Source organism: Pseudoalteromonas sp. CH_XMU1449-3 (assembly GCF_037027245.1).
GTDB classification, from domain to species: Bacteria; Pseudomonadota; Gammaproteobacteria; order Enterobacterales; family Alteromonadaceae; genus Pseudoalteromonas; species Pseudoalteromonas shioyasakiensis.
The window spans coordinates 160621-176120 of record NZ_JAYMDY010000005.1; the positions used below are offsets into that span (position 1 = coordinate 160621).

The window sequence follows — 15500 nt, forward strand, 5'->3', positions numbered from 1 at the left end:
AAAGCGATAGTTGTCCGTTTACAACGATTTGCTTGCTATGTTTCAATACTATCTCAAAATATCTTCAACAACGAGCACCTAAACAATGAAAAAATCGCTTGGTTTACTGTGTTTAATGTTCTTAAGTAGTACAGCTCACGCTGACTACTCTATTAGCGCTGGTTTCGGCAAAAACTTTACTAACTCGGTGCAAACCGAAGAAAACCTAAAAATTGAGCTTGAGGATGACAGCCATTTTACTGTCAGCCTAGATAGAACCATTGATAATGCTCGCTATGGGTTCTTTTATTCAGCAACCGAGCTTGATATGAAAGACCAAACCAACAAGCAAGTCGAGATGCAATACCTGCTATTTCAAAGTGCCGTAGAAGTGCCATTAGCTGACCGTATAGTTGGTTTTGTTGGTGCCCAAATTGGCGCAAACCACGTCAGCACTGACTTTGCCGACTCTGATACATATTTTACCTCTGGCCTTTATGCTGGCGCAGATTATTTATTTACTGAACAAGCACGGGTTTATGTTGAAACTCGCTGGCTGGCAACTATTGTAAATAATGCAAGTAACGTATCGTGCACATTGCCAACATCAGAAGACGACCAATGTCTATGGCACTTTGATGGTGATGTGTTAAACCAATTTCAGACAAACATCGGTTTTAGTTACCGCTTTTAAGGAAGACCCCATGCCGCACATTGTTATAGAACACTCAGAAGACTTGCCAATTCTGCCACAAGTGTTAGTTGAAAAAGTTCACCAAGCCGTTTTTGACTCAGGCTTATTTGAGCTTTCGACCATAAAGACTCGTGCAATTGCTTACCAGCATTACGAATTAGGTGAAGGCAAAGATGGCTTTATTCACATCGGCGCATCAATCATGGCAGGCAGAACTATAGAGCAAAAGCAAATGCTCAGTGAGCAATTACTAAGTTGCTTAAGAACATACTGCCGCCGCTCGTATAGCTTAAGCGTTAATATTTACGATATGGATGCTGACATCTACCGTAAGTGTTAACTACTTTGGTAAATAGGCTGCGGGTAAACGCTTGATTTCTATCTCAGGCGATAAGTACGCTGTATAAACCAGCCAACGCTCATTGGGTATGTAGGTCAAGCCCGATGAGCGACTATAAGCTCGCTCCGGTAAAGCAATTAAATCATGATGCTGCTTACTTGCTAAGTCGTAGTAGCTAATCCGGTAATCACCTAAGCGTTCTTTATAATAATAAATACGCCCCTCATGATACGCGTTCTTTGCCACCAGCAACCATGCATAACTGCGCGCCAACTTAATATCGTTCACCAGCATTTCTTCAACACCCGTATCATGATGTTTTATCCAAATAGCATGGCGCGAGTTGGTAAATAAAATATCGCCCGATTGTGTTTCAACGCCATACTGCGCTGGCACTTCAACAGCTTTACCTAGGCTTTTACCTGTTAAGTCATAACGATATAAGTAGTCACCATCAGAGACTAAAATATGCTGGCTATCAGCGCTAAACTTGGGTTTAATTGCATGACTAAATGGCAGTTTGATTTGCTGACTTTGCTCTACTTTGAAATCATAAATATATAAGCGGGTACTGCCATTGTCATACAATGAAAACAAAATATAGCGTCCATCAGCTGACCAGGTTGGATCACGAACTTCCCCCGTGTTATGTGCAAAGTCAGTAAGCTGCTTTCGCGAGCTGCTATCAGGGTTAACAATCCAAAGCTGTGAACTGCCAGATTCATTGGACACATACAATAGTTTATTTTGCTGCTGATTATATTCAGGGAATAGCGAGCTAAAATTGGTCGACAACATAGAAAACGGCGAGTTAGCCACTTGTTCGTCTATTTTCAGACGCGTGATCACCTTATCTAAATCCCACTGATGGTAATAAACACTACCATCACTACTGTAATTAGGTGAACTCATGCCCGCAATTTGCGTGTTGATTAGGGTTTGATTCTTAATGTCAAAGAAGTAGCCATAACGTTTACCGCCCTCAACTGCACTAAACGCCAATTGCTCTTTAGACGGATGCCAATCTACACCATGAATATCAACAAAATCATGAGTTAGCCGTTGGCTTTGTCCTGTTTTTACATCTATTAAAAACAGCGCTTTTTGGTTGTTTTTAACATTACGCGTAACCACAACTCGCTGTGCATCTGGCGAAAACGACACTGACTCATACATAGTTTCGCAGTCATCATTACAAGGAATAACTGTTTCTTTTGTTTGTTTTGCCTGTAAATCGAGCAGTTTGATACGAGTGACATAATCACCTGTCTTGCTTGTATGATCAACAATGTAGGCCAAGGTTTTACCATCACTACTGATATCAAGATCAGGCGCATAGTTATTACTGCACTCCCCTAGCACGACACTGGTGGCATTTACCAAAGAGAGTTTTACAATTTCACAAACATCTGACGCCATACGGTAATAATATAATGTGTTTGCATCAGGGCTAAACACAGAGCGCCCTTCTGTAAAAGGTGAGTCCGTTAATTGCTTTGCTGGGTGCTCAGGAAAATGTAAATCACGTAAATATAGGTTATTTGGTTTACCAAGCTGTCGCCATGAATACACCAAATAGTGCTGATCATCAGAAATTGAAGGATAAATCTCACGACCAGGGCTAGCCGTCACGCTTTCGATGCTATTAAGCGGCAACACAAAGCTTGAGTTAGTTTGCTTTGCAGGCGAAGAGAACAACCAATACATCACAACCAAGCTAATGACACACAAAGCCACAAACAGCTGGCGGATTTGCGCAGTAGTGATACTAAAACCCACAGGGTTTTCTTTATCGGCTGTATCTATTGGCTCGGGCTTTAATAAAACGCGATAACCCGTTTTACGCAGTGTCTCTATATAAGTTTGTTCTGGATCGAGTTCCTTAAATGCTTTTCGTAAATGCCAAATTGCATTTGTTAAGGCTTTTTCACCCACGTAAAAATTGCCCTCCCAAACATTATTGATGAGCTCTTCACGGGTGATGGGTTCGGGGTAACGCGCAACTAAGCAAGCTAACAACTCAATAAACTTAGGCTGCAAAAGCTGTTCACTACCATTGCAGATCAGTTTATTTTCGAGTGGGTTAACAATACATGAGCCCAGCTGATAAACGCGATTAGATGTTTCCATTTACTCTAAATAAAACCCCATTTTAGAAGTACAGCAGTATAAAGCCCTATCAATTTATCGTAAAAGCAGCCCTTTCACCAGCTTTAACGTTGCAAAACAGTTAACAATGAACATTTCTTAACTCGCTGATTTTAAATAAATAGATATTCAATAGATATAAAATAGAGACATAAACGAGCCACCTAAGATTGTAGTTAGGTTCACATTTCTATAAAAATTTTTACGTCAATACCGACCAACCAGAGTGTTGCTCACTGTAAATTTTAACTGCCCTTAAAAAGAGCATCACTCTGGTTCTAAAAACTAAAAATAAAACAACTAGGAACGCCTGTGAGAAATCTACTAACCAAACCTTGTGCTATTGCACTTGCTGTTGCCAGTGGTTTTAGCCAACATGCATTTGCCAATGAGGCTGAGATTGCCCGCCCTGCCAACACCACTCCAGCAGCTAATGAACAAACTGAAGAGCCGGAAAAAATCGTTGTAACGGGTTCACGTATTAAACGCGATAGTTTTTCAATTCCAACACCGCTGGTCACAATGGACCGCGAAGCCATTGCCGATACAGGTTTAACCAACTTATCAGACATTTTGGTTGATAACATGCCTGCACTGAGTGAGAGCATAGGTAATACCACCAGCCAATCAAGTGTTTCAGCGACCGGTTTATCAACAGTACAGCTTCGAGATTTAGGCGCTAACCGTACCCTAACATTGATTGATGGTCGTCGTGTTGTTTCAAACAGCTACAGTGGCAACTATGTCAGTTTAAATACCATTCCGAGCGGTATGGTTGAGCGCGTTGAAATAATCAGTGGCGGTGCATCTGCAACCTATGGTGCCGATGCTGTAGCGGGTGTGGTGAATATTATCACCCAATCCAAAAAAGAAGGCTTTGATTTTAAAGCGAACACAGGTGAAACCACCGATGGCGGCGGTAAAGAATTTACCCTTGATTTAAACTACGGTACCTCGTTTGCTGAAGATCGCGGTTACGCCTATTTCAGTGCCAACTGGGACCGTGATTTCGGTATGACTTTTTACGATCGTAAACGCGCACAAATCGAAGATAGTTACGATTACGATCCAGATCGCATGTGTAATGTAATGCAAACAGCAGATGGCGATCAATGTATGCGTGACATCACACAAGCTGATTGGGTAAGCAAAAGTGACGGTATTCCTGGCGGTGTGTTCTTAGAAAACAGCCGTAACGACACACAATTTTGGTATGACGGCCAAACTCTACGTGATGACTGGAAAGGCAACGAAGAAATTTACGGTGTGAATTCAAATCAATACGTGATGCTTGATGTACCAAGCGATAACGTATCTGCTGCAGTTAAAATTGATTACGATTTAACTGACGATGTGATGTTCTACGCGCAAGTTCAATACAGTGAAAGTGGTTCTTTTAACAATAAGTCGCCTGAAGATGAATACGAAGGTGCGTATGTACCGCGTTACGACCCGACCACTGGCGAGCCCCTTGCAGATGTAGCACCGGGTTACATCCCTATCGACAACCCATATGTTCCGCAAGAAATCCTCGATGCTAACCCATACAAAGATCGTATTTATTGGGATCGCCGCTTCAGTGAAGTGGGGAATATCAGCACCGATAATACCCGTAAAACGATTCGTAGTTGGGCAGGTCTCCAAGGCACATTATTTAACGATGAGTGGGACTGGGATGTATCTGCAAGTTATGGTCGTTTTACCCAACACCAAATTCGTAGCAATGAATTAAATACTGTAAAACTTAATCAAGCTTTGCAAGCAGAAGAATTAGCGGATGGCACCATTCAATGTATTGATGAAGCAGCTCGTGCTGAAGGCTGTGTGCCAATTAACTTATTTGGTGAGGGATCTATCACCGAAGAGATGGCTGCTTGGATCCGTACCAACCCAATTATTGATACCGAAATAAAACAATACGGTGTGGTTGGCTACGTTGCGGGTGATTTATTTGAATTACCAGCAGGCTCAGTATCCGCAGTATTTGGTGGCGAATACCGTAAAGACAGCCAAGACCTATCAACCAGCGACGACATGAAGGCAGGCGGTATTACCTTCAACTATGTACCAAATTTTTATGGTGAAGTTGAGGTCTATGAAGCCTTTGCAGAGCTTGCGATCCCACTTTTAAAAGATGCTCCTTTAGCAAAAAATTTAAGTGCAGAAACTTCATTACGATTAGCTAACTACAGCATGGAAAACGTCAACACTGTTGCCAGCTACAAGCTAGGTGTATTTTGGGAACCAATCGAAGGCTATGCATTTAGAGCAAACTACGCTCGCGCTCAACGTGCTCCCACAATCACTGAGCTTATGTCACCACCGCGTGGCGATTACGACAGCTATGATGATATTTGTGACGGTTTAACAGCAACATCAACTAAAGCAGGTCACGATAACTGCCGCAAAGAACCTACGTTAGCTGCGCAACTTGCTGCTGATCCTAACTTTGAATTTAGCGATGAGAACAACAGTTACTCTCCAGGGGCAGGCAACGAAAATCTAAAAGAAGAAACTGCTGATACTTATACCTTTGGTGTGACAGTAGCTCCTGCCTTTTTAGAAAACTTTAATCTTGCTGTTGATTACTACGATATTGCTATTGTTGATGCGATTTCGCAGATCAGCAATGAAAACATCATGCGTGAATGTTACGACTCAGAAGCAGCATGGGGTGAAGACAACGTATTTTGTAATGATATTACCCGTAATAGCGAAGGTAACATTATCAAAATTCTTCAGCGTCAATATAACCTCGATGAGCTAACTGCACGTGGTTATGATGTGGTTGCACAGTACAAATTAGACTTAGATAACCTAGGTCAGTTGTCATTTAAACTAGATTACAACCATGTAATCGAAAACTCGCAAACTTATGAAGGCCTTGATGGCAGCTTAGTAACCAGTCACTACGCAGGTTACGGCAGCAGCAAAGATAAAGCCTCAATGTCACTGACATGGCGTAACGATAACTTACGTATTCGCTGGCGTACAAATTACTTAGGCTCGTTTAAAGCAAGCCAGAGTCTTGAAGAAGATTATCAAGAGTATATTGCCGAAAATGATGCCCGCTGTGAGGCTGGTGAAGATACTTGTATCAGTAATCCAGAAAAACTTGCCTACCAAGATTATGGTTCGTTCTTAAAGCACAGCCTTTCAGCGTCTTACACCATGTCACTTGGTGAACAGAGCCAATTGCGCGTATTCGGTGGTGTGAATAACGTATTTGATAATAAAGGTGACTTTTATCCATATGGCCGTGGTAACTACTACAGCGCATACGGCGGTGGTGCTGGTCGCTACGTGTATGTAGGTGCTCAATATAGCTTTTAACCGTTTCATATGAAGATCCCCAGCTAGGCTGACAACAAAGGCGCATTTCATTGCGCCTTTTATCTTTTCCAGCTTTGCATCTCAACTAATCGAGACTCGGTACGTGCATATTCAAATGCCAGTTTTTGGCCTTGATATAAATCGCTAATACCCACATCGGCCGAAATCACCAGTAATCGGCTGCGATCATAAAACTCATCAACCAAAGCAATAAAGCGCCGCGCTTCATCATCTAAAAAGTGTTCTTGTAAATCCTGCTTTTCTCGCTGATAACTATCTTCAATGCCATGCACAATTTGTTTGCCTGTTGCTCCACGCCCCATTACTGGCACATTGAGTAAATACACCCGCTGAAAACGCTCTGCCAAATAAATATAATCCGCGGTACTTCTAGGTCCTGAGCAAAGCATCATAAAATCAAACATAATGGCGTCTTGAGCTTGCATTACACAACTAAGCTCGCGGTGGCAAATCGCTATCGTTGTTTGCTTTTGTATAGCTTGCTCGTGCTCTAAAAAGCGCTCTGTTAGCGCCTCTTTGTTATTAATAAAATAATGTGCGGTTTGTTTGCCAAAGCGAAAGCGATGATCTGTGTCGCCTTCAACACTTAAAACATGGCAATGCTCATTTAATAAATCGATAGTGGGTATAAATCGTGCTCGCTGTAAACCGTTGCGATATAACTGCTCCGGTTGGCAGTTTGAGGTCGCGACTAACACTACTTGCTGCTCAAACAGGGCTTTGAATAAGCCACCCAAGATCATGGCATCACCAATATCAGAAACAAAAAACTCATCAAAACAAATCAAGCGAATGTGCTCTGCCCACTCTTTAGCAATCACAGTCAGCGGATTTTTCTGCCCTTGCAGCTGAGTTAAGCGCTCATGCACTTGCTTCATAAAATGATGAAAGTGCAAACGCTGCTTAGCTTCAATGTTAACAAGCTTGAAAAACACGTCCATTAACATAGATTTACCACGCCCTACTGGACCATATAAGTAAACCCCTTTTATTGGCTTAGCGCTTTGCCACCAATGGCTTGGTGCAGCTAATTCTGTGGCTAGATTATCAAGAGCATTTATCGCTGTGCGCTGGGCACGGTCTTCTTGCAAATCACCTTTGGCTATTTGCGCTTGGTAATGCTGTAATATTTGTCCTTGCTGTACTGTCATAGGTAACTAGTATCCGCTATACTCGCCGCCATTGTAGCCGACTAAAAATGTGATCCCAATGAAATTTCCATGCCGTTTAGATAAATTTATTAGCCATATTGCCGAGTTACCTCGCAGCAAAACCAAAGCAGGTATCAAACGTAAATACGCCACTGTTAATGGCGAGGTGATCACCTCATTTGATTATTCAATCAACCAAGATGACGATGTGCGCTGGCAAGGCGAGCCACTGGTATTTTTAGGTAAGCGCTACTTCATGCTCCATAAGCCAGCTGGCTATGTATGTGCCAATAAAGATGACCTTCACCCGACTGTATTCGATTTACTTGATGAACCAAATATGAGCGACTTTCATGTTGCAGGCCGTTTAGATATCGATACCACAGGGTTAGTGATCATCACTAATGACGGCGACTGGTCACACAAAATTACTGCACCAAAGCATAACAAATTCAAAACATATTTAGTTGAAACTCAAGAACCTATCGATGAAGAAGCCATTGCAGCGTTAGAGCAAGGGGTGCAATTGCACAACGAAAAAGAGCTAACTCGCCCTGCGATTGTTGAAAAACTTGCAAGCTACAGCTTACGCCTTTCAATTTGCGAAGGTAAATACCATCAAGTTAAGCGAATGCTTGCTGCTGTAGGTAATAAAGTTGTTGAATTACATCGTGAAAAAATAGCTGACATCACCCTCGACGAAAGCCTTGCAAGCGGTGAATATCGTGCCCTTACAGAAGCCGAACTGAAGCTCTAAATAGGTACTTGAGCAAAAGTCATGATAACGCTGTCATTTTTCCTTAATAAAACCAGACAAACGTGGTAAAAGTTAACAGGGGAAATAATAAAGGAGGCTGACTGTGTTATCAGGATTAGCTTTAAAAACAAAAATCACCTTATTTGCTATCGCTATGTTTATTGCGTTATCTGCGATAGCGTTACTTGGCTTACAATCTTTACGCCATGCTAGCGAAAGCGACAACATCGCGCGTATCAACCAGCTCATGAAGAGCACCACCAATATTGTTGAGCAATTTGAGTTGATGGTTAAAAGCAATCAACTCGAAGAAGCACAAGCAAAGAAGCTCGCTATTCAGGTGCTTCGAGAAAATAAATACCACGACTCAGAATATGTCTACGTCGTCGACAACAACTTAGATTTTGTTGCTACTCCGCACGATCCAGAGCTACACGGCACCAGCTTTAACGATTTTAAAGATGCCAGCGGCAACAGCATCGGCCGTATGGTCGAAAATCTCGTGGGTAACACGACCAATAAAATCATCACCTATCACTGGGATTCAGTGCGAGATGGTGAAACCGTTGATTTAACCTCTGTAGTACAAAAAACACCGCTGTTTGGTTGGTATGTTGGTACAGGCATTAGCGCCAAAGAAGTTGATGAACGTTATTGGAATACTGCAAAGTGGTTGCTGGGCTTATCTATGCTTATTGCCATTGCACTGACCTTTGCTATTGCTCGCTTTGGCTCATCGCTCACTAATGCCTTAGGCGGCGAAATTGATGAAGTAATCGGTATTGTTAAAAACGTCTCTCGCGGCAACTTAAACTCACATATTCGCCAAGATGCCCCACCTGAGAGCATTATTGCTGCCATGCATTATATGCAGCAAGGGTTGCGTGGCGTTGTTGGTGGCATTAAAGGCGTTACAGATAGCTTAAAAAATCAAAGTGTTGATAACGAATCTCGCTCTGTTGAGCTCGACAAACTCACTCGTAGCCTAAACGAAGAAACTCAAATGGTTGCTTCAGCTATTACCGAGTTAACAGCCTCAGCGCAAACCGTTGTTGAACATGCTGAACAAGCCGCTTACTCAGTGCAAGAAGCTGAGCAACAAGGTCAAAGTGCCAGCCACTTAACCAGCGAGGCTGCTGATACCATCGCGCTTTTAGAGCAGCAAATTGACAGCGCTGGTAATAATATTCAAGTGCTAGATGATGAGGTAAATAACATCGCAAATGTGCTGAGTGTTATTCAAGGTATTGCCGAACAAACGAACTTACTTGCGCTTAACGCAGCGATAGAAGCTGCCCGTGCAGGTGAGCAAGGACGAGGCTTTGCTGTTGTTGCTGATGAAGTTCGTGGGCTTGCTCAGCGCACACAAACCAGTACTGAAGAAATCCGCAATATGATTGGCAAACTACAAGCTGCAACCCAAGATGCCAAATCATCTGTTTCGCTTAGTATTAGTACCAGTGAACAAACCGTTGAAAAGTCGACTAAAGCCAATGAAGAACTAAAACGCGTTGCCAGTTCACTCAGCGCCATCGCGCAAATGAGCCATCAGATAGCTATTGCTGCAAAAGAGCAGCTTGATGCAGGTGAAGACACTGCCAAACGTATCGTGACTATCTCAGACACGGCTTCACAAACGGCTGATGTATCAAATCAGGCTCATACAGCAACCGATTTGATCAAAGGCCTTACTAGCAATTTAGAAACTGAAACCGCTAAATTCAGTTAATTCAAACAAGTAAAAACGAAAAAGCCCAGCAACTGCTGGGCTTTTTCGTTTTAAATTCGCATTAAGATTTTATTTGTACCAAATCAAAATCGGCCATCCCCGGCACCATTTGTTGTAATCGTGATTCGGTGACATCTAATGAGTTCAAACACTCACAATACTCAGAGGCTTTCATCTCTAATTGCTCTGCTTTCTTTTGTAGTGATTTATCAATTTCTTTTGAGATGATATCCATACGCTGCCCCATATCATTGATACGGTCTTCGATGTTACCTTCGCGCGATTTAAAAGCATCGCCTAACGAGACTAAAATAGCGCCAAGTGAGCCATGCACTGCAGAGTGAATTTTTTGGCTGATTTCTTTGGTAAAAAAGTCATCTATTTTCGACAGCGACTGCGGAGCAATAAAGAAAAAGTCATCACCACGCTTAAATTTATCCATCAGCGCACGCTCAACATATTGCAGCTGAGTTTTTAGTACTTCGGGCTCTTTGTCTGACATGCCCTCAACAACTTGCTCGATGGCACTTAAGCCAAGGTTTACACCATCGGTCGCCAAGTCAACAAGTTCAGGGACTGTTTGCCTGATACCGCGGCTGAACTGCTCTACAACTTTGCTTTCATCTGGGCTTAAATCAACCCAATAACCTCTTATAAACAATTGGTTATCGTTATTGATCTGTACGCGAGTTTGACCTTTATCAACAATACGAATGACATCATCAGTGATTATTAAGCCATGGCTTAGCTCTACATCGCATTGTTTTTTTTCTAGGGTTGCGTAGCTGGAAAAGCTAGAGAATGTAATGGCCGCTGCTAACAACGAGCGAGAAAAGAACGCCATATACACCTCAAAAAGACAAAAAAGGAAGGCCGCTAGATTAGCAAATATCCAATTTTATGCAAGTAAAACGCCTAGCTATGCTAGGCGTCTTAAAAGAAAGGTGGATTAAATTGGTGAGCCCGGTGGCATTGGCAACACTTTAAAGTTTGCAGGCCATTCACCGCTTTCTAAAAACAAGCTGATTTGCTCGCTTAAGTATTGCTTAAATGCACTATTACCAACGGATGCACTGCCTAGCATTGATTCTTGTTGGTAACTCTTTGCAAGTTTAGCTAAGTAGTAACGAAGCTGTGCTTGTACTTCGGGTGCCACCTCATTGCTTGCCACTAAGTCAGCAAACTGTTTCGCCGTTAAAAGCTGCACACGTTGGCTAATTTTACCTGCCATCCCTGAAGCAATTTTTTGCTCAAAAACTTGCTGATAAGTTTGTGCTAATAGCGCATCTAAACCATAAAATGCATCGCTTCGTGCTTGCTGCTGTGCTAAACGGTTAATGCGTTGGCTATTAAAAAGTAGGCTCAAGCTATGTGCTGCAGCAACCTCAGGCAGCGCCATCGCATCAAGCGTGAGTCCTGTGCGACCAACAATACTTTCGCGTGATTTAGATTCACCATACGCTTTTGGTGGAATAAGCGCTAATACTGACTCAGGTAAAACAAGGTTTTCGGCTTTTAGCGTTGCAAGGAGTGCATCTACTGCTGCTTGTTGCGTTTGCTTTGCCACAACCTGTGCCCCTTTTGGTTGCGAGCCGTCACGTACTTCATATTCGTAATTCACACCAGCAATTAGTTTAACCGCAGCTTCTACTTGATAGCGATGGAACAAATAAAGTGGCACCAGCATTTCTTCTAATTGCGATAAAGCAGTGCCTGTTTTGATGTTTTCGATACCAAAGCTCGTCAGCGCTTGTTTTCGAACATCAAGTACACGCATTAGCTCATCACTTGGTGAACTGCCGTTATCCCATAAATGCCCTGTTGGGTGAGCACCACCTTGAGCGCGGGCATCACTGTCTGAGATAAATTCCAGCCCTTTGCTTTTGTTTTCAGCTAAAATTGCGGCCAATTGCTGTGCTTCATCTTGATTGGTGAAGTCGCTATAACCGTATTTGACCACTTGGGTATCCCACACGCCCATGCCAGTAGCATAGCCTCGACTTACATCTAATTTACCTTGCTCATTAAAGCTCAGTAGTGGGTGTGGATAATCCATCACAGAGGCTCTGTCTGCCACTGACGCTGCAAAGTTATGCGAAATACCTAAAGTATGCCCGACTTCATGGGCGCTTAATTGACGAATACGGTCAAGTGCCATGGCTTGTAAGCGCTTAGCCACTTCATTGCCTTCAAAATATGGGGCAGCTAATGCTTCTGCAATTAGGATGTCTTGACGAACACGCAGTGAACCCAGTGTCACATGACCTTTGATGATTTCACCTGTTCGAGGGTCAATCACTGAGCTGCCATACGACCAACCACGGGTTGCACGGTGCACCCATTGAATTACGTTGTAGCGGATATCCATAGGGTCTGCATCATCAGGGAGCACTTTAACAATAAATGCGTTCTTATAACCTGCTGCATTAAAGGCATCATTCCACCATTTAGCACCATCAAGTAACGCTGTTTTAACTGGCTCTGGGACACCCGGATCTAAGTAATAAACAATCGGCTCAACGGGCTCGCTGATTGGCAGGCTCGGATCTTTTTTCGCTAAACGATGACGCGGGATGTAACGCACATACATAGACTCACCCAGCGCTGCCGCATAATCTTTGTGCTCAATGCTCCAAAAACCTGCTTGGGGGTGGAATTTGCGAGGGGTGTAGTTATCGTCCGGTAACTCAATTAATGAGTGATGCATATGCACTGTCAGTGCATAAGGGTCTGCACTCACTTGGCGTACATACTTTCCTGGGTTATTACCTTGAAAAGTAAGCACGGCTTCTAATTCAGTATTTTTTTCAAACGCTTTTGAGCGTGCTAAATATACCGCACTGCGGTTGCTATCTAAGTTAAAACTTCCCTGCCCGGTTGCTGATAAACGACGGCTTACACCATGAACATCGCTTAATAAATAAGGGGTGTAATCCACAAGTACTGCAGTGTCTGACTGAGCTACAACACTAAAGCCCGCTAAAATACTTGATGCGAACGCCTCTTTAATACTTTGTTGTTCCGCAAGGTTATTAGTATTAGCACGGTAATAAGTATTAATAGCTCTTAACATCACTTTATCGCCAAAACGCTCAAATTGAACTAAGTGAGTATCGCCTAACTGACCGCGATCTAAGCCAATATCATTTGAACCAACACCGTAAGGTAAGCTTTGTTGTAATAAAAATTGTTGCTCGAGTTTATCCACCTCAAGATACAATTTGCCGTTTTCTGTGTCGTAGTAAAATGAAAAATAGCCTGAAAAATGAGTCATTTTTTCAGTAAAATCATTTATAGACTTAATTGCTGCGTGTGCTTGAGTTATCATAGTAAGTAGCACAGCTAAGAGCAGATATCGTAGTAATGGTATTTTTTGCATAATCTTATCTTTGTTATTCGCGTTTTAAATACTGTATAGGTATTAAGCAGTATAAAGTACCGCCAAGAAAAATCAGCTATTTAAGACGAAATTCAGCGCTTGCTAAGACATTCTCTCTCACACTAAAAATGTCTGGCTACAACGTTATCAGGAAAATAGAATGCGTAGACTCCCACCGGTATTGTTAGAAGATGGTTGCCCTCGTGAACTGATCTCATTGATCAGAACGGTACTTGCGGCATGTAAAGAAATTTCATTTCGTGTTGGTCAAGGCGCCCTATCTGGCGTATTAGGCTCAACTCTAGACGAAAACATTCAGGGTGAAACACAGAAAAAACTCGACGTTCTAACTAACCAACTTTTAAAAGATATTTTATTAGAATCGGGCTACGTAAAAGCCATTGCCTCTGAAGAAGAAGATTTCACCGTTGCGGGTAATCCAGATGCCAACTACATTGTTGCATTCGACCCACTTGATGGCTCATCAAATACTGATATCAACTCACTCGTTGGTACGATTTTCTCAATTATGGCGGCGCCTGAAGGTTCAGATCCGGCTGATCCTAGTATTTTTATGCAACCGGGTAAAAACCAAGTTGCAGCGGGTTATGTATTATATGGCCCATCAACCGTGCTGGCGTTAACAACCGGCAAAGGCACACGCTTTTTCACCTTAGATAAAACGCACGGTACCTTCTTATTAACGCAAGATTTTGCAACCGTACCTGAAGAGACTAGCGAATTTGCAATCAATGCTTCAAACCAACGCCATTGGCAACCAGCAATGCAAAATTACATCAATGACTTAATTGCTGGTGATACAGGCCCACGTGGCCGTAACTTCAACATGCGCTGGATTGCGGCAATGGTGGGTGATGTGCACCGTGTATTATGCCGAGGTGGTATTTTTACTTACCCAACCGACACGAAAGATCCAAATAAACCTAACAAATTACGTTTATTATACGAAGCAAACCCAATGGCAATGTTAATCGAACAAGCTGGCGGTATTGCCTCAACAGGCACTGAGCGCATCATGGACATTCAACCTGATGCTATTCACCAACGTGTGGCGGTGATCTTAGGTTCGAAGAACGAAGTGGAAACCTGCTTAAGCTACCATAAATAGCAAGCAGTAAATGCCTTAGGCTGAAAGGTATAAAATTCTTTCAGCCTAAAGTCACTGCTAATAACTTCTTTAGCGTACTTGTACTCAACTCACCCATTTGCTCGTTATTACTTAGCGCATAAATAGCCCCTTCAACGGCACTTTCGTCGATGTCTTGCCTAGACTCTACTACGTTTGCCCAAAGTTCTAATTCATCGATATCTATTTCGCCGTCTATAACACGCTGTAAAACCTGGCAGAAAACATCTTGCGTCAGAGTATAGATACCACCTTGCGTGTCTGGAGTACTGGTAATTACTGAGATTGCCTCAAATCGGTTATCACCAAAGCGGGCAAACTCATCTAATGCGTCTAATTTATCCATTTGCTATGCTTACCTTTTCAATCTCAAAGCATCTTTTTACTTAATGACAACCCTTACTTGCTCACAATGCAAAGCAACGCTTAACTGCCAGGCCGACAATATTAATGCCTGTTGGTGTAATGAGCTGCCCAACATTTTACCACTCGATGAGGCAGCAACAGAGTGTTTATGCCGAGACTGCACTATAAAAAAGATAAATTCATTTTTATCTAAACTTTACCAACAGCCTCTTGAACAGCAGCTTGCCTTTGCTAAGCCTTATTTTACTCAAGGTAATTTAATAGAAAATCTCGATTACACCATGCAAAACAACTACATGGTATTTAGCCGCTGGTTCTTTTTAAAACGCGGCCATTGCTGTAGTAATGGCTGTACTCATTGTCCTTATTCCGATAGCTAATCCCTTACAGAGTATTTATTCAATTATTTTGCATTTAATTGCAAATAACGCATGGACGATAAGAATAAAAATACAC

12 protein-coding genes are annotated in these 15500 nt (G+C 42.4%); 7 read left to right on the forward strand and 5 right to left on the reverse strand.

Features of this window, described 5'->3' with window-relative positions; translation table 11 throughout:
- The first annotated feature begins 85 nt into the window (after positions 1 to 85).
- Together WA256_RS08455 and WA256_RS08460 are read left to right on the forward strand one after the other, a co-directional pair.
- Positions 86 to 673: an outer membrane beta-barrel protein gene (locus WA256_RS08455; protein ID WP_166340506.1), complete on the forward strand. Its 588-nt coding sequence runs from the start codon at positions 86 to 88 to the stop codon at positions 671 to 673.
- 10 nt (positions 674 to 683) lie between these two features.
- The gene (locus WA256_RS08460) at positions 684 to 1013 is read left to right on the forward strand and encodes a 5-carboxymethyl-2-hydroxymuconate Delta-isomerase (protein ID WP_054560998.1); all 330 of its coding nucleotides are present in this window, start codon (positions 684 to 686) and stop codon (positions 1011 to 1013) included.
- Here the strand turns inward: WA256_RS08460 and WA256_RS08465 are convergent, their stop codons facing one another.
- Positions 1014 to 3143, reverse strand: a complete 2130-nt coding sequence (locus WA256_RS08465; RefSeq protein WP_335990511.1) for a winged helix-turn-helix domain-containing protein — start codon at positions 3141 to 3143, stop codon at positions 1014 to 1016.
- Positions 3144 to 3473: 330 nt separating this feature from the next.
- On the opposite strand from WA256_RS08465, the gene WA256_RS08470 reads away from it, so the two are divergent.
- Positions 3474 to 6494: a TonB-dependent receptor domain-containing protein gene (locus WA256_RS08470; RefSeq protein WP_335990513.1), complete on the forward strand. Its 3021-nt coding sequence runs from the start codon at positions 3474 to 3476 to the stop codon at positions 6492 to 6494.
- A 59-nt stretch (positions 6495 to 6553) separates the two neighbouring features.
- Here WA256_RS08470 and zapE read toward each other — a convergent pair whose 3' ends face one another.
- On the reverse strand, positions 6554 to 7666 hold the full coding sequence (gene zapE, locus WA256_RS08475; RefSeq protein ID WP_335990515.1) for a cell division protein ZapE: 1113 nt from the start codon (positions 7664 to 7666) through the stop codon (positions 6554 to 6556).
- Positions 7667 to 7724: 58 nt separating this feature from the next.
- On the opposite strand from zapE, the gene rsuA reads away from it, so the two are divergent.
- Both rsuA and WA256_RS08485 read left to right on the forward strand, forming a co-directional pair.
- The gene (rsuA, locus tag WA256_RS08480) at positions 7725 to 8423 is read left to right on the forward strand and encodes a 16S rRNA pseudouridine(516) synthase RsuA (protein ID WP_054551021.1); all 699 of its coding nucleotides are present in this window, start codon (positions 7725 to 7727) and stop codon (positions 8421 to 8423) included.
- 154 nt (positions 8424 to 8577) lie between these two features.
- Entirely contained in the window at positions 8578 to 10152 is a 1575-nt protein-coding gene (locus WA256_RS08485; RefSeq protein ID WP_054561198.1) for a methyl-accepting chemotaxis protein, read from the forward strand.
- Positions 10153 to 10213: 61 nt separating this feature from the next.
- On the opposite strand, the gene WA256_RS08490 is transcribed toward WA256_RS08485, so the two are convergent.
- Together WA256_RS08490 and WA256_RS08495 are read right to left on the reverse strand one after the other, a co-directional pair.
- On the reverse strand, positions 10214 to 10996 hold the full coding sequence (locus tag WA256_RS08490; RefSeq protein WP_054551020.1) for a YggN family protein: 783 nt from the start codon (positions 10994 to 10996) through the stop codon (positions 10214 to 10216).
- Between the two features lie 105 nt (positions 10997 to 11101).
- Positions 11102 to 13531, reverse strand: coding sequence for a zinc-dependent metalloprotease (locus tag WA256_RS08495; protein WP_335990520.1), 2430 nt, complete (start codon positions 13529 to 13531; stop codon positions 11102 to 11104).
- A gap of 160 nt (positions 13532 to 13691) precedes the next feature.
- Here WA256_RS08495 and WA256_RS08500 point away from each other — a divergent pair, with 160 nt between their 5' ends.
- Positions 13692 to 14660, forward strand: a complete 969-nt coding sequence (locus tag WA256_RS08500) for a class 1 fructose-bisphosphatase (RefSeq protein WP_269407386.1) — start codon at positions 13692 to 13694, stop codon at positions 14658 to 14660.
- A gap of 40 nt (positions 14661 to 14700) precedes the next feature.
- Here the strand turns inward: WA256_RS08500 and WA256_RS08505 are convergent, their stop codons facing one another.
- Positions 14701 to 15024 carry a hypothetical protein gene (locus tag WA256_RS08505; protein ID WP_062566462.1) on the reverse strand — a complete coding sequence of 108 codons (324 nt, stop codon included), beginning with the start codon at positions 15022 to 15024 and terminating at the stop codon, positions 14701 to 14703.
- Between the two features lie 43 nt (positions 15025 to 15067).
- On the opposite strand from WA256_RS08505, the gene WA256_RS08510 reads away from it, so the two are divergent.
- On the forward strand, positions 15068 to 15424 hold the full coding sequence (locus WA256_RS08510) for a DUF5522 domain-containing protein (RefSeq protein ID WP_062566463.1): 357 nt from the start codon (positions 15068 to 15070) through the stop codon (positions 15422 to 15424).
- Positions 15425 to 15500 lie beyond the last annotated feature (76 nt).

Excerpts from the sequence above, each read along its gene's own strand:
- WA256_RS08455 (WP_166340506.1), top strand. The coding sequence starts at position 86 with ATGAAAAAATCGCTTGGTTTACTGTGTTTAATGTTCTTAAGTAGTACA.
- WA256_RS08460 (WP_054560998.1), top strand. The coding sequence starts at position 684 with ATGCCGCACATTGTTATAGAACACTCAGAAGACTTGCCAATTCTGCCA.
- WA256_RS08465 (WP_335990511.1), bottom strand. The coding sequence starts at position 3,143 with ATGGAAACATCTAATCGCGTTTATCAGCTGGGCTCATGTATTGTTAAC.
- zapE (WP_335990515.1), bottom strand. The coding sequence starts at position 7,666 with ATGACAGTACAGCAAGGACAAATATTACAGCATTACCAAGCGCAAATA.
- rsuA (WP_054551021.1), top strand. The coding sequence starts at position 7,725 with ATGAAATTTCCATGCCGTTTAGATAAATTTATTAGCCATATTGCCGAG.
- WA256_RS08485 (WP_054561198.1), top strand. The coding sequence starts at position 8,578 with ATGTTTATTGCGTTATCTGCGATAGCGTTACTTGGCTTACAATCTTTA.
- WA256_RS08490 (WP_054551020.1), bottom strand. The coding sequence starts at position 10,996 with ATGGCGTTCTTTTCTCGCTCGTTGTTAGCAGCGGCCATTACATTCTCT.
- WA256_RS08495 (WP_335990520.1), bottom strand. The coding sequence starts at position 13,531 with ATGCAAAAAATACCATTACTACGATATCTGCTCTTAGCTGTGCTACTT.
- WA256_RS08500 (WP_269407386.1), top strand. The coding sequence starts at position 13,692 with ATGCGTAGACTCCCACCGGTATTGTTAGAAGATGGTTGCCCTCGTGAA.
- WA256_RS08505 (WP_062566462.1), bottom strand. The coding sequence starts at position 15,024 with ATGGATAAATTAGACGCATTAGATGAGTTTGCCCGCTTTGGTGATAAC.
- WA256_RS08510 (WP_062566463.1), top strand. The coding sequence starts at position 15,068 with ATGACAACCCTTACTTGCTCACAATGCAAAGCAACGCTTAACTGCCAG.